Source organism: Proteus vulgaris (assembly GCF_016239305.1).
Lineage (GTDB): Bacteria > Pseudomonadota > Gammaproteobacteria > Enterobacterales > Enterobacteriaceae > Proteus > Proteus vulgaris_C.
Window position 1 is genome coordinate 1 of the sequence record NZ_JAEHOQ010000027.1, and the last position, 25,268, is coordinate 25,268.

Below are 25,268 nucleotides of genomic sequence, written 5' to 3' on the forward strand. Positions count from 1 at the left end.
CATCTTAATAAGATTTTTATAGAGTTAAATTTACATAATATTGTATTTTTTAGTGAATTAAATTCTATCAATAAAATAATATAACAATATTATGATTAAAAAAGTGAAATCCAGTGTCTATCTCATTTTACTATTTTTATCTTACAACTATACTCAAATAATAATTATTATATATTTATCTACTTCCATTTTAATGGATAGGCAATTTTTATCGCGCTATTTTCTTTATTGAGGATGATACATAATCTAAAAAATACAGTATAATCACTCTGTTCAAGTATGTATATTGGAAATAGCAATGATGAAACCTCATCTTAAACATTCATTAACAATAAAACAGATGGCCGCAGTTGCGGGCGTTACGTTGGTGACTATTGCTATTTTTATCAGTATCCAACTTGTCTATTTGATAGATCAACGCCGTGAAGATTATCAAAATCAGCTTTTTAATGCGGGTGTCAGTATCCAGCAACCACTTGCTGATGCATTGTTACGATCAGATTTAAATGATGCCAAAAAACAGATAATTGGGTTAAAAGCAACGGGTATCCTCGGTAAAGCGATAGTGATGCAACCTGAGAATATTCAAGTGATGAACTTAGATTTTGCACCCAAAAAAGACGTTTCTGATTTTTCAAGTTGGCTTTTTGGTATCCCTGTTGAGGCTGTTATTCCATTACAGCCATTAGGCATTACTTCAACAGATGATAAGTCTTATACCGGCTATCTTATTTTACAGGCAGACACAAACCGTTTTTATCGTTTTGCCAGCAATACTGTCGCACTAATGTTAACAACATATCTGTTAATGGGGCTTATTCTAACGGTTGCTATTAGCTGGTGTATCAATCGTATTGTGGTGAAACCTTTACGCCAAATAGCCGTTACTCTTAATAAAGATAGCCAAGTTTCTGCTTTATCTTGCCCAGAATCACATCGTGATGATGAGATTGGTTTGCTGGTTAAAGGATATAATCATCAAAAATCTGATCAAAAATTGCCGAAGGTCTGAACCTTCTTACGCCATAATGACTCTAATCACTATAGTGATTTAATTTCATGTTTCTGTGGTGATAAAGAATGATAATACAAAAAATAGACATCAAACATCTAACATGTCTTTTGGCGCTTATTGTTAAACCTCATAAGTGGTTTAATACCAAGGATTAATAAAACAGAGGTTCACATGCAGGGTGTAATGACACGAATTTTATTGGGAAGCGTTATGTTTGGCGCTGTTGTTTGCCAAGTTCAGGCCGAAGCTTTACAGCCTGATCCTGCTTGGCAAGAAGGGCGACTAGCAAATGGTTTTCAGTGGCAAATCTTACAAACACCGCAACGCCCTAATGATAGAATACAAATTCGTTTATTAGTGAATACAGGTTCTTTATCAGAGAAAAGCAGTGAAACGGGTTTTTCATCCTTGGTGTCTAAACTCAACGTATTGGAAAATACAGGTCTGACACCAGAGAAGCGTGATAACTTATGGAAAAATGCATTAGATCCAGATTATCCGTTACCGCCAATGATCGTTTCATACGATTTTACGGTTTATAATTTAAGTCTGCCAAATAACCAACCTGAACTATTAAAAGATGCTTTTGCATTACTTGCGGGAATTGCTAAACCAGCGCAATATACTGAAAATGCAGTCCGTAATGCTGTTCAGTCACCACTTCCTATTGCAACATTTCCACTTAATATTGAAGATCCTATTTGGCGCTCACGTCTTGAAGGCTCTAATCTAAAAGGCCACAACCCTGGTAAGCCTGTTAATCAGTCAGTTAATACAAAAGAATTATCAGATTATCAACAGCGTTGGTATACCCCTGATATGATGACGCTTTATATTGCTGGCAATGTTGATAATCGGGTATTGACTGAAAGCATTAATCAGGCCTTTTCATCTCTATCTGGAAAGCGAGTTACCCCTGTTCCAGTACCGATGTTGGCAGATATGAAGCCTGAAACGTTATATGTACAAGAGCCCATGCGAGCTAAAGATCAAATCTCTTTAATTTGGGATCTAGATTGGTCGCCAGTAAAAGACTCTGATACGTTAAATAAATATTGGCTAAGTGATTTAGCTCGCGAAGTGATCTTTGTTTATTTAGGTCGTAGTCTTGAACAACGTAAAGAAAATGACAGTACACAAGTTAACATTGATTGCAGAGTACAATATCAGCGCGCCAGTTGTTCTTTGAATGTCGATACCGCGACAGCAAATATTCCAGCATTAGCATCATGGGTGGGTGAAGAATTAGGTCACTTGCGTAATCAAGGCATTAGCGATGAGTTGTATCAAGAGCTTCAACAAGAGAAACAGCTTCAGTTAACACAGCTTTTTGCTCGTTATGCAAAAACAAGTACGGCTATTTTAATTAATCAGCGTTTGTTATCGCAACAAAGCAATATTATTGATATTCCTCCTGAGCAATATCAACGTTTACGCCAAGCATTTTTAGCCGGTTTAACTAAAGAAACCTTAAATCAGGAGCTTTCAAGAGTATTGTCTGAAGATATTACTTTTGTATTAACGCAAAGTAGTGAAACACCTACTGTAAATTTAGGTGAATTGCGTATTCAATTTGAAAAGCAAGTTCATCCAGAAGTGGTAAATACACCTGCTTCAGTACCCGTTAATACGGCGCCAAATAAAATGGTGGAAACACCCACAGTGACAACTCCGGCGAAGAAATAGCCATAAAATAAGTCGCTGGGCTGATATAAAAAATTAGCGGTTTATACAATTTAAAAAGCCAAAAGTGTTATTAATACATTTTTGGCTTTTTGCTTTTTTAATATTAAAGGCGTTTAAACGCTTCTTTAATTATCTCAGTTAACGCTTCACGGTTATTTTTTTGAGTTGTAAAGCCTGCAATAGCAATCTGTTTTTCAGGCAAATAACAAGCAACAGAACCCCAATAACCTAGATGATAATAAAGAGTACCTAAGCTCGTCTCTTCAGCCATCAATCCTAAACGATAATTTGTAGCACCAGTATGTGAGCCTTGCCATTTCATTTCGTTTAAAGTGGATGGATGCGTATACACTCTATCTTCAAAGAGATCTGCTGTGAATTTAGCTAATTCAAGCGTTGTCATCACAAGTCCTCCACCACCAAAAGTATCCATTGAGGCATCAATGTGAGTTCCTTCATGTTCACCAGCAAATTGTCTAGCGCGAGTTTTCTTGGATATGGGTTGTGGCTCTAGACCTTCCCACCACGTTTGCGGTAAGTCTAAATCTTGAAAATGTAATAATTCACGAACGGCTGTAGCCATATTTTTTCTCATAAATTGAGAAAGAATATCGCCTAATAGGATGTATCCAGTATCTGAATAAATAAAGCGTTTACCCGCAGGAACAACAGGAAAGTCTTGTTGAGTATAATGCGCTATCTGCTCTTCTCGTGTCCACCGATGGGTGGGGTTATTAATAACTTTCTCAAGGTAAGCCTCATTAGCGTGATCAAATAACCCACTGCTGTGGCTTAATAAATGGCGCAATGTGATAGTGTTAAGATCATACCCAAGTTCTGATAATATTTGTTGATAATGAGGACTTAGATATTTTGTTATCTCATCATCAAGAGACAAGGCATCTTGTTCCCATAAACGTAAAAAAGCAGCCGCGAGAAAGGTTTTTGTATTGCTTGCGATCCGAAAAGGAGTATCTACAGTTAATTTTTTTTGGGTATTTTCATCAGCAAATCCATGTGCCATACCAAAAGGGTATTGAATGCCGGCACCTGTAATATAGATGGCACTCGCTGAGGGTAAGGTATGAAAAGCATCAGTCATTGATTTAACCATAGTTACTTCCTTATCTATCAGGAAAATAAATCAGTAAAAAGGGCGTACTTGGCACCCGTTATTTATTTTGCAGTTATTCTTTATTTATTTTTTGTTGCTGCTCGTAATTCTGTTACGGTTTTACCGCCGATCCCCCAGTTATCTGTTTCTACTTCATCAATCACGACAACGGTGGTTGCTGGGTTTTTACCTAATACATCAGCCAAAAGTTGTGTTGCACCCGCAATAAGTTGTTCTTTTTGTTCAGCGGTTGCACCTTCGCGTGTGATTTTAATATTAACGTATGGCATTGTTTTTCCTTATTACGTTATTGATAGGCGGTTAATGCAGGGAATTAACCATTGTAGTTTTATCATAAAATTAAGATGTTGATTGCGTTTCAGCCAGCTGTTCTTTACGCATATTTGGGCCATCAGTGGCGATCCATGCGGCACAAAAGAGCGTTAATCGGGCAAAAAAGTAGAAGAAAGCCATTAAACCTATTACTGAACCAAATGCGGCACCTGAAGGTGAGCTTGCTATTCTTGGTAACATCCATGTCATTACGGATTTTAAAATTTCAAAGCCAATGGCAGCGATAAGCGTGCCTTTCATAAGAGAAATACGTTTAGGCTGATGGCGAGGTAAAATCCATAATATCCACAAAAATAGTAAATAGTTTGCAGTAATGGAGATTGTTAGACCGATGGTTGTCCATGCAGGCGTTAACCACTCAATGCCATCTAATCCCAAGGTATGAACAATCATTCTTTGGGCTGAACCCGCAACAGAAGTGAGTGTGATAGTGACAATTAATGCAAAGAGTAAGCCAATCAGCGCTAAGAAATCACGGAAATAGCGAAAATAGATTTTTTCTTGCTCTTCTTTATTTCTTTCCCAAACGAGTCGTGATTGCGCCAAAATAGCCTGACGTAAGTTACCGACCCAATTAACTCCAGAATAAAGAGCAATTGCTAAACCGGTTAAACCGACAGTTGTACGTTGGCGAACAGCAGTATCAATACTTTGTTGAACGGTTGCAGCCAATGTTGGGTCGTCGATACTATTTGCAACACCCGTAATTAATTTAGCGAGTAAATCGGGATTTGAGGCTAAAACAAAACCGGCACAGGCAAAAGAAAGCATTAATACAGGGATTAATGATAAAAATGAGAAATAAGTGATAGCTGCGCCAAACTGGTTTCCCATTCTGTCAGTGAAGCGCTCTGCCGCACGAATAAGGTGTGCAATAAAAGGAATATTGGTAATGAAATTACTGATTTTTATCCCAATACCGATGGCTTTTTTTCCACCATGTAATCCTTTTTCCAGCCCTTTTTTTAGTGGCTGAGTCAGTTGAGTTTTTTCATCTACTGTTTTTTGTTGCTGCTCTTCTGACATATATCCTCTTTAATTAGATCAGTCCATTTTTAATAAATTAGTGGTATTACTATAGTTTCTACTCAAAAATAGCATAGCTTAATTTCTATTACATACCTTATGCTTATTGTAATTAGCCCCTGATTTAGATGATGTAATTGTTTGTTCTGGTTTAAGTGTAGATGATGAACTATTAAAAGACGTGATCACCTTGTACTTAATTAAGAATACAAAACCAATACAGTAATTTTGAATTGGTTGAGTTTAATAAGAAAATGGCTACTCGCGTATTGTTCTATTCTGTATTTCACAGATAAATAAGGAGTAGGCATTCATTTATGATGACAATTATTTGGTCAGTAGGTTTAATTCATCTTCAATAGCTTTTAATTCTGCTTTTTCTTCAGCCAATTTTCTTTCTTGTTTGGCGATTTTATCTGCATCACCTTTGAGTTGAGCTTCTTTTAATTCAAGTTCACGCTCTTTGACATCAAGTTGTTTTTCACGTAATTCAAGGCGCGTGTTTTCAACCACTTTTTCTGGTGTGCAATAACGCTCAACATTTTGTAATGCTCGTTCTAAGCCTTGTAGGCGGTATTGATTACCGTGTGCTTTCGCATATTCCATCTGTTTTTGGATATTTTGTTTTTTAATCTCGCAGCCATTGATTGAGGTGTTGGCATACGCACTGCTAACGGACAGTGTTAATGCAATTGCGGTAAAGAGTACTTTTTTCATTTTAATATCCTATCTAATCTTAAGTGAAATATAGGATTATCATAACGACTGAACACTAAGACACAACGTTTCTTTCGCTTTCAATGAAGAAGTTCGGCTTTTTCTGATACACTGAGCTTAATCAAGCTTTCAGAGTAAATTCACTACTAAGCTATACTTATTTCTAACGGAAGATAAAGAATGCTGAGCTATCGCCATAGTTTTCATGCTGGCAACCACGCCGATGTTTTAAAACATATTGTTCAAACACTCATCATTGAGTCTTTAAAAGAGAAAGAAAAACCGTTTCTTTATCTTGATACTCATGCTGGCGCTGGACGTTATCAATTAACCAATGCTCATGCGACTCGCACTGGCGAATATCTAGAAGGTATTGCACGCTTATGGCAACAAGATGAGGTACCAGAGCTTATTTTACCTTACCTTGAAGCCGTTGGAGAATTAAACTCAAATGGTGAATTACGTTATTACCCAGGTTCCCCTTTATTAGCTGGAAAACTATTAAGAGAACAAGATTCTTTGGTGTTAACGGAATTACACCCAACAGATTTTCCTCTATTACGTACAGAATTTTCTCGTGATCCGCGAGTTAGAGTTTCTCGTGAAGATGGTTTTGGCCAATTGAAATCTAAATTACCACCCGCAAGTCGTCGCGGATTCGCATTAATTGATCCTCCTTATGAGCTTAAACAGGATTATTCTGCTGTAGTGAAAGGTGTTGTGGATGGTTATAAACGCTTTGCAACGGGAACATATGCGATTTGGTATCCTGTGGTTCATCGCCAGCAAATTAAGCGTATGCTAAAAGAGCTTGAAGCAACTGGCATTCGTAAAATTTTACAAATTGAATTAGCTGTAAAACCTGATAGTGATCAATTAGGTATGACGGCATCGGGTATGATTGTGATTAATCCGCCTTGGAAGCTAGAGTCACAAATGAAATCAATATTACCTTGGTTACATAAAATATTAGTTCCTGAAGGTATTGGTCATACATCAGTTGAATGGGTTGTACCAGAATAAGCATCCTTACTTATTGTTTTTGCCTATTACTGTAAAAGCTAAAATCTGACGTGCTATGTATTAAATTTTGTCATAATAGACTTTATGACATGAAAGACTTAGCCTGTGAGTTACCTATTTTTCTACAGATAAATGGATCAGTGAAATGACGAGCAAACATTACGATTATATCGCCATTGGTGGCGGTAGTGGCGGTATCGCATCAATTAATAGAGCAGCAATGTATGGTCAAAAATGTGCATTAATTGAAGCGAAAGCATTAGGTGGCACTTGTGTAAATGTGGGCTGTGTACCTAAAAAAGTGATGTGGCATGCAGCGCAAATTGCCGAAGCTATTCATCAATATGGCCCTGATTATGGTTTTGATACTACGGTTAACCGCTTTGATTGGGATACCCTTATCAGTAGCCGTTCTGCTTATATTGACCGTATTCATCAATCTTATGACCGTGTATTAGGTAATAATAAAGTTGATGTTATCCAAGGGTTTGCTCGTTTTGTTGATGCTAATACGATTGAAGTCAACGGTGAGAAAATCACTGCCGATAATATTCTGATTGCAACAGGTGGTCGTCCGGTTCAACCTAATATTCCAGGTGCCGAATATGGCATCAATTCTGACGGCTTCTTTGAGTTAAAAGCATTACCAAAACGTGTTGCTGTCGTTGGCGCTGGCTATATTGCAGTAGAACTTGCAGGTGTGTTAAATGCTTTAGGAAGTGAAACGCACCTATTTGTACGTAAACATGCCCCACTGCGTAATTTCGATCCATTAATTGTTGAAACACTGCTTGAAGTGATGGAAAGCGAAGGGCCTAAGTTACATACACACGCTATTCCTAAAGCGGTGATCAAAAATTCAGATGGCAGCTTAACGCTACAACTGGAAAATGGCACAGAACAGACGGTCGATACTTTAATTTGGGCAATTGGTCGCGAACCTGCAACCGATAACCTCAATCTGGCAGTAACGGGTGTTGAATTAAACGAAAAAGGTTATATCAAAGTCGATAAATTCCAAAATACCAATGTAAAAGGAATTTATGCGGTGGGCGATAACACCGGTGCGGTTGAATTAACCCCAGTTGCTGTTGCTGCAGGCCGTCGTCTATCAGAGCGTTTATTTAACAATAAACCTAATGAGCACTTAGATTATTCAAATATCCCTACGGTTGTCTTTAGTCATCCTGCGATTGGTACAGTCGGTTTAACTGAGCCTCAAGCGGTTGAGCAATATGGTGCTGATCAGGTCAAAGTCTATAAATCTTCTTTCACCGCAATGTATAGCGCAGTGACTCGTCATCGCCAACCTTGCCGCATGAAACTTGTTTGCGTGGGAGCTGATGAAAAAATTGTCGGTATTCACGGTATTGGTTTTGGTATGGATGAAATGCTACAAGGTTTTGCGGTTGCACTGAAAATGGGCGCTACGAAAAAAGACTTTGATGATACCGTAGCAATCCACCCCACAGCAGCGGAAGAGTTTGTTACCATGAGATAAGCGCATAATATCGCTTACTTTGAAATTAACATGCAAAAGCTAGAGTTTATACTCTGGCTTTTTTATTGAAACTTGTACCTATTCCTGTTTTATTTTGAGCTTAATCCCTCTTTTTCTATTTTTCCCCAAAGCATATCCGTCTGCTTATTGACCAATAAACTAGTCATTAAGCTAAATAACTTATTTTGTAAAAAAAAGGTTATAACATCGCCAATATTGGCTTTTTATTTTATGTAATTGTGCGATAGGTTTTGTTCGTTTTGTAAACAAATATTGACGGGTTTATATGATATTTGTATCAAAATATTAATTAAAGAAATAATCATATTTTTTATTATAAATTTTATGGTTTATATTTATATTCTTATATATCAATATGTAATAGATGTTACCTCAGAGAAAGAATGTCTTTAATTGAAGGTTTTTTATGAGAAAAAACGATTAAAATAACCATATTGTATCTATGGATATTGTTATTTATGGAAATTATTAACAAATAATAATAATTATTAACAATATAATAAACTATGATAATATTCAATTTTAAAGATACAAATTAATAACATTATAAATATAAATGGTAAATCCATTACTGAGGTAGAAGATGAAAATTTCAAGGAGAAAGCTGCTTTTAGGTGTTGGTGCTGCGGGCGTTTTGGCTGGTGGTGCTGCGTTAGTTCCAATGGTTCGCCGTGATGGCAAATTCGTTGAAACTAAATCTAGAGTATCATTTGTCGAAGGTACAGAAGGTGCTCTACCTAAAGAATCTGATGCAGTGATTATTGGTGCTGGTATCCAAGGCATCATGACCGCTATCAACCTTGCAGAACGTGGCATGAGTGTCACTATTTTAGAAAAAGGCGAGATTGGCGGTGAACAATCGGGCCGTGCATACAGCCAAATTATTAGTTATCAAACATCACCAGAAATTTTCCCATTACATCATTACGGGAAAATCTTATGGCGTGGTATGAACGAGAAAATTGGTGCTGACACCAGTTATCGTACACAAGGCCGCGTAGAAGCACTTGCTGATGAAAAAGCGTTTGATAAAGCCCAAGCGTGGATCAAAACAGCAAAAGAATCTGCAGGATTTGATACTCCATTAAATACTCGTATTATCAAAGGTGACGAGTTATCAAACCGTCTTGTTGGTGCTCAAACTCCATGGACAGTTGCTGCTTTTGAAGAAGACTCAGGCTCTGTTGATCCAGAAACAGGCACACCGGCATTAGCTCGTTACGCTAAACAAATTGGTGTGAAAATTTATACCAACTGTGCAGTAAGAGGCATCGAAACAGCAGGGGGTAAAATTTCTGATGTTGTAACAGAAAAAGGTGCAATTAAAACATCTCATGTTGTTCTTGCTGGCGGTATTTGGTCACGTCTATTTATGGGTAACATGGGCATTGATATTCCAACGCTGAATGTTTACTTATCACAGCAACGTGTATCAGGTGTACCGGGAGCACCTCGTGGTAACGTCCATTTACCAAACGGTATTCACTTCCGTGAGCAAGCGGATGGTACTTACGCTGTCGCACCACGCATTTTCACAAGTTCTATTGTGAAAGATAGTTTCTTATTAGGGCCTAAGTTTATGCACCTATTAGGTGGTGGTGAACTGCCATTAGAATTCTCTATCGGTGAAGACTTATTTAATTCATTTAAGATGGCAACATCTTGGAAGTTAGATGAAAAAACACCGTTCGAACAATATCGTATTGCAACAGCAACACAAAATACTGAGCACTTAGATGCGGTATTCCAAAGAATGAAAACTGAATTCCCAGTCTTTGAAAAATCCCAAGTTGTTGAACGTTGGGGGGCTGTTGTTAGTCCAACATTTGATGAATTACCTATTATTTCTGAGGTCAAAGAATACCCAGGCCTAGTTATTAATACCGCTACAGTTTGGGGTATGACAGAAAGCCCTGCAGCCGGTGAATTAACGGCTGATATTGTAACAGGTAAAAAACCAGTTATTGATCCAACACCATTTAGAATGGATCGCTTTAAGCAGTAAATAACCCCTTGTTTTACTGTAAATTAAACATGTTAAGGAGTTTTCATGCGCTATAAAAGTTTACTTGTTGCCCTACCTTTTATTTTTGGTGTAGCAAGCGCAAATGCAGCGGAGAATGTTGTGCATCATAAATTAGACGGTATGCCTATTTCGGAAGCAGTTGAAATTAATGCGGGCAACAATCTGGTTTTCTTAAGTGGTAAAGTCCCTACTAAGAAATCAGCAAATGCACCAGAAGGTGAATTAGCTTCTTATGGTAATACAGAAGAACAAACCATTAATGTTTTAGAGCAAATTAAAACTAACTTGAATAATCTTGGTCTTGATATGAAAGACGTTGTTAAGATGCAAGTATTCTTAGTGGGTGGTGAAGAAAATAATGGCACTATGGACTTTAAAGGTTTCATGAACGGTTATTCTAAGTTCTATGATGCTTCAAAGACTGATCAACTACCAGCACGTTCAGCGTTCCAAGTTTATAAACTAGCGAATCCTGCATGGCGTGTAGAAATTGAAGTTATCGCTGTTCGTCCTGCGAAATAAGAACGAGAGCTTTTACTCAATTTCGACGTAAAACATAATCGAACAAAACGCCAAAGAAGGGCTTCTTTCTTTGGCGTTTTTTATCTGATGCGTTATTCCGCTTGCAATTATCAAGATAAGGAAAAAAAGATGTCTACTTTAGAATAATTGATGGCAAAACAACACACTGAAAATAAAAAGAAAATTTTAAAAAAGTTGAAGTGTTAAGGCAAAAAGTGTTGCTGGGATCTTTGCATGAGGCATTACATACTTCTCAAACTGAGTTAGCTCATTTGATGGGAGTAAAACAGCCTATATTAGCAATAATTGAACAATCAGGTAATGATTCGCCTTTCAACATTAAAGCGTTATATCTCTGCATTAGGTGGTGAATTAAGTATTAATACTACCCTCCTAACTGGGAAATGAGTGTTACTACATTTTTCATTTCACAAGATCTAACTACTCTCACCTTGAATAAACTTCACTGAAATAACAGAGACGTTATCTGTTATTTCTTTATTTTCAATTAATGCACTAATCACTTCTACGCTTTTTTCAGCCAGTTGTTCAAAGGGCTGTTCAATACAGGTTAATTGGCGCAGTGTTTGGTTTAACCAAGGACTTCCATCGTAAGCAACGATTTTCAATTGCTCTGGAATGGCAATATTTCGTCTCGTTGCTTCATTAAATAATGCCATTGCTGGAATATCAGCAGCGAAAATAGCATCAATATTGGGATGCTGTGTCAGTATTTTTGTCGCAAAAGTATGGAAGTAATCTTTTTCTTCTTCTTTCCAATTTACTTTACAGGAAATAGGTGTAATACCTGCTTGAAGAAGGCTTTCTTTAAAAGCTAAGCAGCTTTGATAAGAGGGTGTTGAAGATAAATAACTTGAATTATCTTCGATGTAGAGGATTTTCTGACAACCTTTTTGAATAAGGTGTTCTGCCGCTAATCGACCACCAGTATGGTGATCTGAACAAACCAATGGAATATCACGAAGATGGCGGTCAAGTGTTACCACTGGTTTTTGAATATGCTGATATTCATTGTCATCCAATAGCAGATACTCCGCAATAATACCATCAATCTGACCACGTTTGAGCATATCAAAAAATATACGTTCGCGTACTTTGCTATTTTGTGTTGCACATAACATCATGCTATAGCCGTTCTCAGCGAGTTTATTTTCAATAAAACGGGTTACTGTCGCAAAATAAGGATACTCTAGGCTATTAATAATGACGCCAACAACAGCACTCTTTTGTTGATATAAATTTCTTAGCCAAGTATCGGGAATATAATCTAATTCCTCTACCGCTTTTTTTATTTTTTCTCGCGCCGTTTGAGAAACATAGCCACTGTTATTTAGCGCTCTTGAAACAGTGCTTGCGGCGACATTGGCTTTTTTTGCGACATCACGGATCCCGGCCATTGAATATGCTGTTGCTCCTTTTAATTAGTTGAATGTCTAATATATCTTAATCTGATTAAGACAAACCCCTCTTTAATGAGGTAATTGTGTTTTTTTAGTATGAGCTATTTCACATTTTAGTATGTTAATTACCTTATCCGCTATTTTAGTGCCTATAGTATCTTATATTAACTATGGAACAGTTCCATATATATTGATTACCTTGGTGAGGTGAATATGTCTAATACTTGGTGGAAAGAAGCGGTGGTCTATCAAATTTATCCCAAAAGTTATTACGACAGTAATGGCGATGGTATTGGAGATTTAGCGGGGATCACAGAGAAATTAGATTATATTCAATCACTAGGCACTAATGTTATTTGGCTATGTCCTATCTTTAAATCGCCAATGAAAGACAACGGTTATGATATTGCTGATTATTCTGTTGTTGATCCTATTTTTGGTGATAATAAGGCGTTAGATAAACTGATCTGTGAAGCTAAAAAACGTGATATTAAAATTCTATTAGATTTAGTATTAAATCACTCTTCAGATGAGCATCCTTGGTTTAAAGCAGCAATCGAAGATCCTAATAGCCCTTATGCGAATTATTATATTTTTAAACGATGGGATAAACCGACTCCGCCTAATAATTTACGTACTTATTTTGATTGCTCTGTTTGGAGCCGTGTAGGAAATACTGACCGATGGTATTTTAATTCGTTTGGCCCAGAACAACCGGACTTAAATTGGGAAAATCCACAATTACGTAAAGATATTATCGATATGATAAATGTCTGGATCAAAAAAGGTGTTGCTGGATTTCGTATTGATGCAATTGGTAATTTAAAAAAATCTCCTGAAGCATTATCTGAATATCAATTTGAACCAGATAAAGATGATGGTTCTGCCTCTTTAGTGCCTTGGGTTCTAAATCAACCTGGAATTGATCAGTTTTTAACTGAATTAGTTGAGAATACTTTTAAGCCTGCAAATAGTATGACGGTTGCAGAAATTGATGTGCCGGAAAAAGATTTACGAGCCTATGTTGGCGAGAATGGCTATTTCTCCATGGTATTTGATTTTAGTATTGCCGACTTAGATATCCGCAATGAAAAGCCATTTACAATTAACCCCATTACAGGTGAAAGATTAAAACCTGTGTTTATTAAAAGCCAATTAGATACTCAAAGAGTGGGCTGGGGAGCACCTTATTTAGAAAATCACGATCAACCTCGTTCATTAAATAAATTTCTCCCTAAAGGTACAATTAACCCTATTAGTGCCAAAATGTTAGCAACATTTTTATTAACGCAACGAGGAACGCCTTTTATTTATCAAGGGCAAGAAATTGGCATGACAAATTGCCCAATGACATTGGAAGAGCATGACGATTTACATGTGTTTAAATTACATGATTGGGGCAAGAAATTAGGTTATAGCGATAAGCAAATTATTGAATATTTTAATGAACGCAGTCGTGATAATTCAAGAACTCCTTTTCAATGGAATAGTGAAATCAATGGAGGCTTTAGTACAGGCAAACCATGGTTAAAAGTTAATCCTAATTATACGCAGATTAATGCAGAACAGGAGTCAGAAGATAAGCACTCTCTTTTCGCTTATTATCAGCAGTTAATCACTTTAAGACGATATTCTGAGATCAGCGATATTTTGATTTATGGTGAGTTTTTACCATTAAATTCACCAGAAAATGTGATTGCTTTTAAGCGTACTTATGAAGGTAACTCCGTTAATATTTACTGTAATTTTAGTGGTGAGAAAAAATCGTTACCACTTAAAATAAAACAGGTGTATTTGCATAACAGCCCAATAGTTGAAGATGAAAAAGGAAATCTTATTCTTCAACCTTATCAAGCTATTATTTTTGTTTAATTTCCTCTCTTTAATTGAAAATAAAGCGCCTTTATAGGGCGCTTTATTATTTGTGATTTTTATTTCGTTCTCTTCAGCCAATCTGCAATAAATTCTGCAATAGTCTCGGGTGCGTTGATATCTAGTAATGGGAAATTTGTGCTTAAATTGCAATCACTGGCAACGGCAATAACGTGCTCATCAAGTAAATCATTAAAGTCACGTTCATTGATAGAGCGATAAAGTGCAATTTTAGGAATAGTTTCGCCTTTAAAGCCTTCGACTAAGATTAAATCTAGCTTACTTGCATCAAAGCGAGAAGCGAGGTAATACAAATCTAATTCTGGCAGATCAGGGGTTTCTGTCATCAATGCCCAGCGTTGTTGGCTTGCAACTAATGTCTGGTCGGCACCTGCTTTTCTGAGCTCATAGCTGTCTTTTCCAGGCTTATCCACATCCATATCATGATGAGTGTGTTTTATCATCCCTACACGGATCCCTCTTTTACGTAATTGTGGGATTAGTTGTTTTAGTAACGTTGTTTTACCGGTTCCACTCCATGCAGTGATCCCTAAAAGAGGTAAATCGAGCTGTGCCATATTTTTCATTCCTATTTTTTTAATTGATTGGCTTTTGCAATATCGTCAGGGGTGTTTAAGTTTATAAAGGCACTGGCTTGATCCGCAAATAAAACGGGGTGTGCATTTATTTGTTTCATAAACAGCATTAATTTCCGATCGCCTTGCGCTAGATAGGCTTCTAGCATAGGAATAATGCTACGATGTAATAGTGCTAGTGTAGGGTGTTCTCTTTCACCATCATCAACATAAACAGCTAAAGATGTTCCTTTTTGTTTATAGAGTGTCTCAACCAAATTGAGTGGAAAATAAGGCACATCACAAGGTACAAAAGCAACCCAAGGTGTGGATGCTTGTTTTAATAGTGTTAGCATACCGGCCAAGGGGCCGGAAAAACCTTCTATTTCATCAGTAATAACAGGATATTGGCTCTGGCGATATTGCTCTAGATTTCGATTAGCACTAATCAATATGTAATCAACTTGAGGTGCTAGTTTTTGGGCTATATGGAGGTATAAAGGTTGTCCATGTAGAATTTGTAGCCCTTTATCCGCGCCACCCATTCGAGTTGCTTGGCCTCCAGCGAGTATGCCACCTGTAATATTCTTCTTTTTCATATTCAATATTTGTGAATAAATTGGCTAAAATTTACGAACGATTTTTATCAAGCAAAGACGATATACTAATAAAAAGTCTCGACTTGGTGAGATTTCATGTAAAGCAACAGCAATTTTTATCAAAAAAGCGTAATCTTTACGCATATTGACAGAGGTTTTCTTTTTCTATCAGATAATAATTGGTACTTTGTTGTTGTCATTAATAATAAGGATTTTTTGTATGAAATGTCACCGTCTTAATGAAGTTATGGAATTACTGCATCCAGTTTGGGAAGAGAATTCTGATTTAAACTTAATTCAATTATTGCAGAAACTGGCTAATGAAGCGGGTTTTAAAGGTCAATTATCTGATCTGACTGATGATATTTTGATTTACCATCTGAAAATGCGAGGTTCAGCACCGACAGATGTTATACCAGGACTAAAAAAAGATTACGAAGAAGATTTTAAAACCGCTATTTTACGTGCCCGTGGTGTAATTAAAGATTAAGTTCAGGATAGAAAATGGAAATATCTGCCTCATTTAATTTTCAGGGACTTTCACCGGATAACATTTGGGATGCATTAGTTAAAATCGGTTTTTATCCTGAATCAGGGTTAACTGAATTAAATAGTTATGAAAATCGTGTTTTTCAATTTATGGATGAACATAGACAGCGTTATGTGGTGAAATTTTATCGCCCTCAGCGTTGGTCATATGAGCAAATAAAAGAAGAACATGAATTTGTTTTAGCATTAAAGGAAGCTCAAGTATCAGTTGCTGCCCCTTTAATCATTCATAATGAGACGGTCCATCTTTCTGATGATGGTTTTTATTTTGCATTATTTCCTAGTATTGGTGGAAGGGCATATGAAACGGATAACTTATTTCAACTAGAAGAAGTAGGACGCACATTAGGGCGCATTCATCAAATAGGCAGAAAAAAGAGTTATCAGTATCGGCCGAGTCTTTCTATTGCAGAATATCTGATGGTACCAAAATTAGAATTTGAAAATAGTGCATTAATTCCTAATAGCCTCAAGCCTCAGTTTATTGAGGTGATTGATAAACTTATTCATGAAGTGAGTCCTCGGATAGAAGACTCCACATGGCAAATATTACGACTACATGGGGATTGCCATCCCGGTAATATATTGTGGCGTGATGAAGTTGTAATGGTTGATTTTGATGACTCTCGAATGGGAGCCGCAATACAAGACTTCTGGATGTTATTAAATGGTTCGAAGCAAGAGCAAATTATACAATTAGATACAATCCTTGAGTCTTACTATGAATACCAAGATTTTGATTTACGAGAATTGTCATTAATTGAACCACTAAGAGCGATGAGAATGGTGCATTATCTCGCATGGGTATTAAAGCGCTGGAATGATCCGGCCTTTCCAAGAGCTTTTATTTGGTTTCAAGAACAAGATTTTTGGTTTAAACAATTAGCCTTATTCAAGGGACAAGTGGAGCAATTAAATGAGCCTCCTTTACAACTTAGTCCAATGTATTAATTCTTAGGAGACGATGAAACATGAAAAAGATTTGGTTGGTGTTAGCAAGTATGGTGTTGGCATTCGGTGTGTCTGCTGCAGATATTTCTGAAGGAAAACAATATACTAATCTTTCCAAAACTGTCAATGCAGCACCGGATGTTGTTGAGTTTTTCTCTTTCTATTGCCCTCATTGTTACCAGTTTTCTGAGGTTTATAAAGTCAATAGCGTTGTTAAAAATAATGCACCAGAAAATACCAATATTGTTCGCTATCATGTTGATTTTTTAGGGCCTCTAGGGAAAGATTTAACCCGGTCTTGGGCTGTAGCAATGGCATTAGGCGTTGAAGATCAAGTTTCTCCTGCTTTATTTAAAGGTATCCAAGAAACTCAATCTATTCGTTCTGTTGATGATATCCGCAATACTTTTATTAATGCTGGCGTTAAAGGCGAAGACTACGATGCGGCAATGAATAGCTTTGTTGTGAATTCCTTAGTGAGCCAACAACAAAATGCTGTTGCTGATTTCCAAATTAATGGTGTGCCAGCCATGATCGTTGTTGGTAAATACAAGATGAAAAATGATGGCATTAGCGCTAAATCACCAGAAGAATATGCGAAAACATATTCTAATGTTGTGAATCAATTATTTTTAAAAAAATAATATAGACTTAATTCTTTCTTATATGGATTAAGTAAAAATATATAGTTTTTATATGAAAAATAGCACTCAGCAAATAGAGTGCTATTTTTTTTACTTTCATAAAGTTGTCATAATATAACTATCCACATTAATGAAAAGTGCTTTAATTAATTTATAATATCTTAATAAATTTGCTAAGTGGTTGATTTTTTAATTGTGTTAATAAAGTGAAAAGAAAGGTAACTTATTAATATAGAGAGAATTAAAAAACTATTCACAGAGTTATCCACAGGTTACTGCGAGGTTTGTTAGACAGTTGAAATCTTAATGGAAAAAAGATGACACTAATATGAACGTTAATATTAATGATGAATCAATGACGCTATCCTAAATCGTTTTTAAACAAAATTGTAAATGTGGTATTTAGTCTTTATTTTTAATTAAGAATAGATTAATAGATATGGTTTTTGATTAAAAATTGCTTTAATTAATATTAAGTTATCATTAGCACTTATTTTTTTTCGGTTAAATTCTGCTAACAATAAATAATTGACCCTTTGCGTCGAATTTCCACATTTAAGAACAGGTAATATTCGTCTATTGGGCTGTGATGTGGCATTCTAGTCATATCAACGAACCTCAGAACAATGATGAACAGATTATGGTCCAGATAGCAGAAAACCCCTTTATCCTTGTAGATGGCTCCTCATATCTTTATCGCGCCTATCATGCTTTTCCACCGCTAACCAATAGCCAAGGTGAGCCAACTGGTGCGATGTATGGTGTGTTGAACATGTTACGTAGTCTGATAATACAGTATAAACCAAGTCATGTTGCGGTTGTGTTTGACGCTAAAGGTAAAACATTCCGTGATGAATTGTATGAGGAATATAAATCTAACCGTCCTCCAATGCCGGATGATTTACGTGAGCAAATAGCGCCTCTACATGAAATGGTACAAGCAATGGGTTTACCCTTATTATCTATTTCAGGTGTGGAAGCAGACGATGTTATTGGAACGCTGGCACTAAAAGCAGCTGCTGATGGGCGAGATGTCCTAATAAGTACAGGTGATAAAGATATGGCGCAGTTAGTGACGCCAAAGATCACGCTTATTAACACGATGACCAACGTTATTTTAGGCCCCGATGAAGTTAAAGAAAAATATGGTGTGCCCCCTGAACTGATTATTGATTTTCTCGCATTAATGGGAGATTCATCAGATAACATTCCTGGTGTACCGGGAGTTGGTGAGAAAACGGCATTAGGGCTTTTACAAGGTATTGGGAGTTTAGACGATATTTATCAACAGCTTGATAATATTGCAACGTTGAGTTTTCGTGGGGCTAAAACACTTGGCGCTAAAATGGTAGAGCATGAGAAAGTGGCAAAACTTTCTTATAAGCTGGCAACGATTAAAACGGATGTTGAACTTGATAAAACGTTTGATGATTTAGTGGTTAATGAGCCAAATTTAGATCAATTATTAGAGATGTTTACACGTTATGAATTTAAACGCTGGATAAGTGATCTTCAAAATGGTGGTTGGTTAGCACAACGTAGCACTCATAAAGTTGCTGTGCCTTATACCTCTGAAGTCGAAAAATCAAAAGAAGCATCTGTATCGGCTAATTTCCCAGTGATCACACAAGAGAATTATGAGGCGATATTAACGCACGAAAGCTTAGTGCGCTGGGTTGAGCTTCTTAAAAAAGCCCCCGCATTTGCATTCGATACAGAAACTGACAGCTTAAATAATATTGATGCGCGTTTAATTGGCATGTCGTTTGCGATTGAACCAGGCAAAGCAGCTTATATCCCGTTACGTCATGAGTATTTAGATGCACCAGACCAACTTCCTGTGGATGATGTTCTGGTGGCATTAAAGCCTATTTTAGAAGATAAAAATATCTTAAAGATTGGGCAAAACTTGAAATTTGACCGTGGCATTATGGAAAATGAAGGTATCGAATTAAACGGTATCCATTTTGATACGATGTTGGAATCTTACGTATTAAATAGTGTCAGTAATCGACATGATATGGATACGCTGGCTGAAAAACATTTAAACCATAAAACTACCACGTTTGAAGAAATTGCGGGTAAAGGTAAAGGGCAACTAACTTTCAATCAAATTGAGGTTGAACAAGCAACGCTATATGCAGCTGAAGACGCTGATATCACTTTATTACTCCATCAAGCGTTGTATCCTCAAATAGAAGCTATTGAACCGCTTAAACATGTTTACCGCGATATTGAGATGCCATTAGTCCCTGTGCTTTCTAGAATGGAACGCAAAGGAGTATTAATTGATGCTCAAGTTTTAGCAGTCCAATCTCAAGAAATCACACAACGTTTAGCTGAAATTGAAAAAGAGACGTTTGCACTAGCAGGGCAAGAATTTAATCTCTCTTCACCTAAACAGTTACAAGAAATCTTATTTGATAAACTGCAACTACCTGTTATCAAGAAAACCCCGAAAGGGGCGCCATCGACTAATGAAGAAGTATTAGAAGAGTTGGCGCATAGCCATGAGTTACCTCGTTTAATTTTAGAACATCGCGGACTTGCAAAACTAAAATCTACCTATACTGATAAATTACCATTAATGGTAAATAGTAAGACAAAGCGTGTACATACTTCTTATCATCAAGCAGTAACAGCAACAGGTCGTTTATCATCAAGGGATCCTAATCTTCAAAATATTCCAGTGAGAAATGAAGAAGGACGCCGTATTCGCCAAGCCTTTATTGCACGTGAAGGGTTTAAAATTGTTGCGGCTGACTATTCACAAATTGAATTGCGGATCATGGCGCATTTATCGCAAGATAAAGGTTTGTTAGATGCTTTTGCTCAAGGTAAAGATATCCACCGTGCAACGGCATCAGAAGTGTTTGGTATACCTTTAGATGACGTGACCTCTGAACAACGTCGTAGCGCGAAAGCAATCAATTTTGGTCTTATTTATGGCATGAGCGCATTTGGCTTATCTCAACAAATTGGTGTTGAGAGAAGAGAAGCTCAACGCTATATGGATCTCTATTTTGAGCGTTATCCTGGCGTATTAGATTATATGGAGCGCACACGTAAACAAGCTTCTGAGCAAGGCTATGTTGAAACGTTAGATGGTCGTCGCCTCTATTTACCTGAAATTAATTCAAAGAATGCAATCCGTCGTAAAGCTTCAGAACGTGAGGCTATTAATGCGCCAATGCAAGGCACAGCTGCTGATATCATCAAAAAAGCGATGATTGAAGTAGATAATTGGATTTGCAATGAATGTCCTGACGATGTGCATATGATCATGCAAGTACACGATGAGTTGGTGTTTGAAGTGCGAGAGTCTTATTTAGAGAAAGCAAACACCATGATCCACAAATTGATGGAAGGCAGCATGGAATTAGCTATTCCGTTAAAAGTCGAAGTGGGTGTGGGCGATAATTGGGATGAAGCGCATTAATTTTTAAATATTATTCTTTAATAAAAAGGGCACAGAATTGTGCCCTTTCTTGTCTATGCCTTAGTGTCAGGAGTAAGCTCTGACTCTTCAAATTCAATAAAATCTTCGTGCAAACCTTGGATTAGCCTGTCTGTTGTGGTGCCATTGCCATCAAGTTCCACTAAAGACCAGCCTATGTTGTCATTAACACCATAAAGATAGCCTTCATCAAGCATATTAATTACCCTACCAATAATTGATTTACCGTAGGAATGGAGTAGTCCCTTAAGTTCTTGTTCATCAAATTGGGATGTTAGTTTTTGATATACTTCGGTGGCTTCATCAGAGTAAATATCCATTTCACTGATATTTCCTTCAACATCACGATAGATATCGGTGGATCCTTTTAACACAAGAAAACGTGCAAATTGTGGAATATTTTCTTGTAGTTCACTATTTGCCCATGATTTTGGGTTTCTTGCACCGGCTATTTTGAGTTGTTCACATAAATCCATAAATCGACTGTTTTCCATTTTTCCTCAATTGATGTGCTAATGAGTTTTACATTTATTGTATAAGGAATGGTAAGAAAAACAGCGGGAATTTATCTGTATTAAGGTAGAAAAAGAAAAGCTCGATGTATTATCGAGCTTTTTTTATGTCAAAACTTATCAAAATGTGAAAAAGAGATAAGTGAATAATTAAGCAACTTGTGAATCGATCAGTTTGCTTAATTTCTTCTGTTTTTTCTCAATACGTTGACGTTTTAACGGAGACAAATGGTCAATAAAGAGTTTGCCATCAAGATGGTCTAACTCATGTTGAATACAGCCTGCAAACAAATCAGAGGCTTCAAGCTCAATTTCATTGCCATTTCTATCTAATGCTTTCACCTTTAAGAAGCGGTAACGCTCTGTTGGGGCAAAAGAATCAGGAATAGATAGACACCCATCCATCATATCCATCACTTCATCTTCAGTGCTGATAATTTCAGGATTGATTAGGGCAATCGGTTGATCTCGGTTTTCAGAAACATCAATAACAACAATGCGTTTAGATACATTAACCTGAGGCGCCGCTAAGCCAATACCTCGTTCTGCGTACATGGTTTCAATCATGTCGTCGATTAATGTGCGTATTTCGTCATCTACTTTTTCCACTGGTACTGCAACTCTGCGCAGACGCTCATCGGGAAAACGCAGTAGCGTTAATACAGCCATGGATACCTCATTTTATCGCTAATTACATATTTACTACGGTCTCGCGGTAAGCGTATCACAAAATCATTAAGGATAAACCGCACCTTTTGTGTGATTTGTTCTATTTTTAATCACATTCATGTAAGTGATTAAAGTCTCATAATTATGTAATTAAACTACATTTATTTATGATTTGAATACATAAACACATAGCTGAATCGTGTCTGCATGTGAAAAAAAATTACAAAAGGGCTTTTATTAACCAATAAAATAGAGTACATTATCTCTCGTAGGGTACAGAGGTAAGATGTTCTATCTTTCAGACCTTTTACTTCACGTAATCGGATTTAGCTGAATATTAGCTGCCCCAGTCGACTTTATTTCGACTGGGGCATTTTTTTGCCTAAAATTTGCTGAAGTGGTTTGTGCTAGAAGTGAAAGGGGAAAGATGATTTTCCCCTAATCAATAAAAGATCAGTCAGTTTTTGGTGGGAAAAAAGAAGATATTAAACGTTATTATCGTTTACAGGCGCTTCTTCTTTGTCTGAATACCATTCATTAAGTGTGTTACGTAGCTTATCAATACCAATTTTTTTCAATGATGAAAAATATTCGATACGAATATCACCGACTTTACTTGCTAGTGCATCACGTACACTCATTAATTGTTGTTTACGGGCACCAGATGCCAGCTTATCGGCTTTAGTCAGTAAAACGAGTGTAGGAAGTTCAGACTCAACGGCCCAGTCAATCATTTGCATATCAAGGTCTTTTAATGGATGACGAATATCCATTAAAATAACCACACCTTTTAAGCACTCTCTTTTTTGTAAGTATTCACCTAAAGAACGTTGCCATTTGCGCTTCATTTCTTCAGGAACTTGAGCATAACCGTAGCCTGGTAAATCGACTAAGCGTAAACCCTCTTCAATTTGAAAGAGGTTGATTAATTGAGTACGGCCTGGGGTTTTACTGGTTCTTGCTAACCCATTTTGTTGGGTTAAGGCATTTAACGCACTGGATTTACCGGCATTAGAGCGACCCGCAAAGGCAATTTCAATCCCTGTATCTGGTGGTAAATGGCTGATATCAGGCGCACTGATGATGAAATGTGCTTTTTGGTAATTAAATTGGGCCATTATGGTATAAACCTCTCTGAAATAATGCGAATTCTCATGCATACTCATTTCAATTCTGCATGAGAAAGAATATCTAAAATATCTATTTGCTCTATTTTGGCGCAATTTAATAACTTATAACAGAGCTTAAAAATTAAAATTTACTCTGTATGGCGTAATTAGACTTATTAAGCGTAAATAAAGGTAAATGATTGGCACTATTTACCTCAGCGAATTAGAATCGCTGGATATTAAGTAAGTTGTAGACTATTAAAGTAAAGGATCCCTGCATGTTAAAACGTTTTCTTGTCACCTTCGTTACCGCTTGCACTTTAACAACAGCGACTTTTGCAATGGCAACGGGAGAAACCTTCGTTAAATTAGTCACCTCTGAAGGCAATATTGAAATATCACTGGATAATAAAAAAGCTCCAATAACAACGAAAAATTTTATTCAGTATGTCGAAGATGGATACTATAACGGCACAACTTTTCATCGTGTTATCCCTGGTTTTATGGTTCAAGGCGGTGGCTTCACAGCTGATTTGCAACAAAAGCAAACCAGAGCGCCAATTAAGAATGAAGCAGATAATGGGTTACGTAATGTAAAAGGCTCTATTGCCATGGCACGTACTTCAGATAAAGACAGTGCAACCAGTCAATTCTTTATTAATGTGGCTGATAATGCGTTTTTAGATCATGGCCAACGTGATTTTGGTTATGCCGTATTTGGTAAAGTCGTAAAGGGTATGGACGTGGTTGATAAAATTTCACAAGCTCCAACCCGCAATATTGGGCCTTACCAAAATGTGCCAGTAAAAACGGTTACTATTTTATCTGCTGAAGTCGTAAAAGAATAAATGCATTATTAGGATAGGGTATTTACGTATTCTAATAAGATAAAATGCATATAAACCGGAATGAAAGTATTCATTCCGGGATTTTTAGTACGAAAAAAATATTTTTTATCGTCTGTTTTTTCGTGTGATCTCCTGCAATAAGTATTCATTACACTATTAATCACTGTATTCATCATCAATTACCGTCATTATTGTTATTGCGCAATAAATCAGCAGATTTTCTTGCTTACTATTCATATTTTATACCTGTGCTATGATAATCGGCTTTGTTGTACCCAAGTCGGTTAAACAACGAGCTATTTTGGCAAATATATACTCGCTTTAAAATAGTAATAAAATAGATAATGATAAGAAAATCAGTCGGATAGGCTAATATGCTGTTACTTATTGATAATTACGACTCGTTTACCTACAACCTCTATCAGTATTTCTGTGAATTGGGTGCTGAGGTTGTTGTTAAGCGTAACGATGAGATTGGACTTAAAGAGATAGAAAAGATGATGCCAGCACATCTTGTTATCTCGCCAGGACCTTGTACTCCTGATGAAGCAGGGATCTCTCTTGAGGCTATACAGCGGTTTGCCGGTGAAATTCCTATTCTTGGTGTTTGTCTTGGGCATCAAGCAATAGGGCAAGCTTTTGGTGCATCTGTTATCAGAGCACGAGAAGTTATGCATGGTAAAAATTCATTGATACATCATAACCAACAAGGTGTTTTTAAAGGACTTAATCGCCCTTTAAGTGTAACGCGCTATCACTCTTTAGTGATAGATGCTACGACGCTACCTGTGCCTTTTGAAGTGACGGCATGGAGTCAACATGATGGAAATGTTGATGAAATTATGGGAATTCGCCATCGTACACTTCCAATTGAAGGGGTTCAATTTCACCCAGAAAGTATTTTAAGTGAACAAGGGCATGAGTTATTAAATAATTTTCTTAAATATTAATAGGATAGTATTTAAATAGTGAAATAACGCCTTTTTATACAAAACCATATTTGATTTTTTATTCATATTTAGTGATTATATTTTCATATTGAAGATGGATAACGATC

The 25,268-nt window shown here is 36.7% G+C and carries 23 protein-coding genes and 1 pseudogene; 14 read left to right on the forward strand and 10 right to left on the reverse strand.

The annotated features are described in order from the left end of the window. Nucleotides 1-301: 301 nt before the first annotated feature. Both JEP40_RS16445 and JEP40_RS16450 read left to right on the forward strand, forming a co-directional pair. Entirely contained in the window at nt 302-1,012 is a 711-nt protein-coding gene (locus JEP40_RS16445) for a HAMP domain-containing protein (RefSeq protein WP_109409039.1), read from the forward strand. Between the two features lie 174 nt (nt 1,013-1,186). After that, the gene (locus tag JEP40_RS16450) at nt 1,187-2,701 is read left to right on the forward strand and encodes an insulinase family protein (protein WP_198624430.1); all 1,515 of its coding nucleotides are present in this window, start codon (nt 1,187-1,189) and stop codon (nt 2,699-2,701) included. A 103-nt stretch (nt 2,702-2,804) separates the two neighbouring features. Here JEP40_RS16450 and JEP40_RS16455 read toward each other — a convergent pair whose 3' ends face one another. The 4 genes from JEP40_RS16455 to JEP40_RS16470 all read right to left on the reverse strand — a co-directional run bounded on the left by JEP40_RS16455 (nt 2,805) and on the right by JEP40_RS16470 (nt 5,912). Next, nucleotides 2,805-3,815, reverse strand: coding sequence for a serine hydrolase domain-containing protein (locus JEP40_RS16455; RefSeq protein ID WP_198624431.1), 1,011 nt, complete (start codon nt 3,813-3,815; stop codon nt 2,805-2,807). 80 nt (nt 3,816-3,895) lie between these two features. Further along, the gene (locus tag JEP40_RS16460) at nt 3,896-4,105 is read right to left on the reverse strand and encodes a 2-hydroxymuconate tautomerase family protein (RefSeq protein ID WP_198624432.1); all 210 of its coding nucleotides are present in this window, start codon (nt 4,103-4,105) and stop codon (nt 3,896-3,898) included. Between the two features lie 70 nt (nt 4,106-4,175). Further along, nucleotides 4,176-5,195 (reverse strand): inner membrane protein YhjD, encoded by a 1,020-nt coding sequence (gene yhjD / locus JEP40_RS16465; protein ID WP_198624433.1) that lies wholly within the window; start codon nt 5,193-5,195, stop codon nt 4,176-4,178. Nucleotides 5,196-5,522: 327 nt separating this feature from the next. After that, nucleotides 5,523-5,912 (reverse strand): DUF1090 domain-containing protein, encoded by a 390-nt coding sequence (locus JEP40_RS16470; protein ID WP_198624434.1) that lies wholly within the window; start codon nt 5,910-5,912, stop codon nt 5,523-5,525. Between the two features lie 180 nt (nt 5,913-6,092). Here JEP40_RS16470 and JEP40_RS16475 point away from each other — a divergent pair, with 180 nt between their 5' ends. The 5 genes and pseudogenes from JEP40_RS16475 to JEP40_RS19150 all read left to right on the forward strand — a co-directional run bounded on the left by JEP40_RS16475 (nt 6,093) and on the right by JEP40_RS19150 (nt 11,413). Further along, the gene (locus JEP40_RS16475) at nt 6,093-6,935 is read left to right on the forward strand and encodes a 23S rRNA (adenine(2030)-N(6))-methyltransferase RlmJ (RefSeq protein WP_198624435.1); all 843 of its coding nucleotides are present in this window, start codon (nt 6,093-6,095) and stop codon (nt 6,933-6,935) included. Between the two features lie 145 nt (nt 6,936-7,080). After that, the gene (gene gorA / locus JEP40_RS16480) at nt 7,081-8,436 is read left to right on the forward strand and encodes a glutathione-disulfide reductase (protein WP_198624436.1); all 1,356 of its coding nucleotides are present in this window, start codon (nt 7,081-7,083) and stop codon (nt 8,434-8,436) included. A 604-nt stretch (nt 8,437-9,040) separates the two neighbouring features. After that, the gene (locus tag JEP40_RS16485; protein WP_198624437.1) at nt 9,041-10,462 is read left to right on the forward strand and encodes an NAD(P)/FAD-dependent oxidoreductase; all 1,422 of its coding nucleotides are present in this window, start codon (nt 9,041-9,043) and stop codon (nt 10,460-10,462) included. Nucleotides 10,463-10,507: 45 nt separating this feature from the next. Then, entirely contained in the window at nt 10,508-11,005 is a 498-nt protein-coding gene (locus JEP40_RS16490; protein ID WP_072068788.1) for a RidA family protein, read from the forward strand. Between the two features lie 150 nt (nt 11,006-11,155). Next, nucleotides 11,156-11,413 (forward strand): annotated as a pseudogene (locus JEP40_RS19150) (helix-turn-helix domain-containing protein). Nucleotides 11,414-11,442: 29 nt separating this feature from the next. Here the strand turns inward: JEP40_RS19150 and JEP40_RS16495 are convergent. Next, entirely contained in the window at nt 11,443-12,423 is a 981-nt protein-coding gene (locus JEP40_RS16495; RefSeq protein WP_198624438.1) for a LacI family DNA-binding transcriptional regulator, read from the reverse strand. 216 nt (nt 12,424-12,639) lie between these two features. Between JEP40_RS16495 and JEP40_RS16500 the strand changes: the two genes are divergently transcribed. After that, on the forward strand, nt 12,640-14,298 hold the full coding sequence (locus tag JEP40_RS16500; RefSeq protein ID WP_198624439.1) for an alpha-glucosidase: 1,659 nt from the start codon (nt 12,640-12,642) through the stop codon (nt 14,296-14,298). A gap of 59 nt (nt 14,299-14,357) precedes the next feature. Here JEP40_RS16500 and mobB read toward each other — a convergent pair whose 3' ends face one another. Together mobB and mobA are read right to left on the reverse strand one after the other, a co-directional pair. After that, complete coding sequence (mobB, locus tag JEP40_RS16505; protein ID WP_198624440.1) at nt 14,358-14,876, reverse strand: molybdopterin-guanine dinucleotide biosynthesis protein MobB; 519 nt, start codon at nt 14,874-14,876, stop codon at nt 14,358-14,360. 11 nt (nt 14,877-14,887) lie between these two features. After that, nucleotides 14,888-15,472: a molybdenum cofactor guanylyltransferase MobA gene (gene mobA / locus JEP40_RS16510; protein ID WP_198624441.1), complete on the reverse strand. Its 585-nt coding sequence runs from the start codon at nt 15,470-15,472 to the stop codon at nt 14,888-14,890. A gap of 220 nt (nt 15,473-15,692) precedes the next feature. On the opposite strand from mobA, the gene JEP40_RS16515 reads away from it, so the two are divergent. The 4 genes from JEP40_RS16515 (at nt 15,693) to polA (ending at nt 21,055) form a co-directional block, all read left to right on the forward strand. Beyond that, on the forward strand, nt 15,693-15,962 hold the full coding sequence (locus tag JEP40_RS16515; RefSeq protein WP_109408934.1) for a YihD family protein: 270 nt from the start codon (nt 15,693-15,695) through the stop codon (nt 15,960-15,962). 14 nt (nt 15,963-15,976) lie between these two features. Continuing rightward, entirely contained in the window at nt 15,977-16,972 is a 996-nt protein-coding gene (locus tag JEP40_RS16520; RefSeq protein WP_198624442.1) for a serine/threonine protein kinase, read from the forward strand. Between the two features lie 20 nt (nt 16,973-16,992). After that, nucleotides 16,993-17,616 carry a thiol:disulfide interchange protein DsbA gene (dsbA, locus tag JEP40_RS16525; RefSeq protein ID WP_198624443.1) on the forward strand — a complete coding sequence of 208 codons (624 nt, stop codon included), beginning with the start codon at nt 16,993-16,995 and terminating at the stop codon, nt 17,614-17,616. Between the two features lie 640 nt (nt 17,617-18,256). After that, nucleotides 18,257-21,055, forward strand: coding sequence for a DNA polymerase I (polA, locus tag JEP40_RS16530; protein ID WP_198624444.1), 2,799 nt, complete (start codon nt 18,257-18,259; stop codon nt 21,053-21,055). Nucleotides 21,056-21,108: 53 nt separating this feature from the next. Here polA and JEP40_RS16535 read toward each other — a convergent pair whose 3' ends face one another. The 3 genes from JEP40_RS16535 to yihA all read right to left on the reverse strand — a co-directional run bounded on the left by JEP40_RS16535 (nt 21,109) and on the right by yihA (nt 23,372). Further along, nucleotides 21,109-21,567: a hypothetical protein gene (locus JEP40_RS16535; RefSeq protein WP_198624445.1), complete on the reverse strand. Its 459-nt coding sequence runs from the start codon at nt 21,565-21,567 to the stop codon at nt 21,109-21,111. A 168-nt stretch (nt 21,568-21,735) separates the two neighbouring features. Then, complete coding sequence (gene def / locus JEP40_RS16540; protein ID WP_109374236.1) at nt 21,736-22,254, reverse strand: peptide deformylase; 519 nt, start codon at nt 22,252-22,254, stop codon at nt 21,736-21,738. 485 nt (nt 22,255-22,739) lie between these two features. After that, the gene (yihA, locus tag JEP40_RS16545; RefSeq protein ID WP_198624446.1) at nt 22,740-23,372 is read right to left on the reverse strand and encodes a ribosome biogenesis GTP-binding protein YihA/YsxC; all 633 of its coding nucleotides are present in this window, start codon (nt 23,370-23,372) and stop codon (nt 22,740-22,742) included. A 269-nt stretch (nt 23,373-23,641) separates the two neighbouring features. On the opposite strand from yihA, the gene ppiA reads away from it, so the two are divergent. Both ppiA and JEP40_RS16555 read left to right on the forward strand, forming a co-directional pair. Then, complete coding sequence (gene ppiA, locus JEP40_RS16550) at nt 23,642-24,211, forward strand: peptidylprolyl isomerase A (RefSeq protein WP_023583283.1); 570 nt, start codon at nt 23,642-23,644, stop codon at nt 24,209-24,211. A gap of 374 nt (nt 24,212-24,585) precedes the next feature. Then, nucleotides 24,586-25,161 (forward strand): aminodeoxychorismate synthase component II, encoded by a 576-nt coding sequence (locus JEP40_RS16555; protein ID WP_036933913.1) that lies wholly within the window; start codon nt 24,586-24,588, stop codon nt 25,159-25,161. Nucleotides 25,162-25,268: the final 107 nt, after the last annotated feature.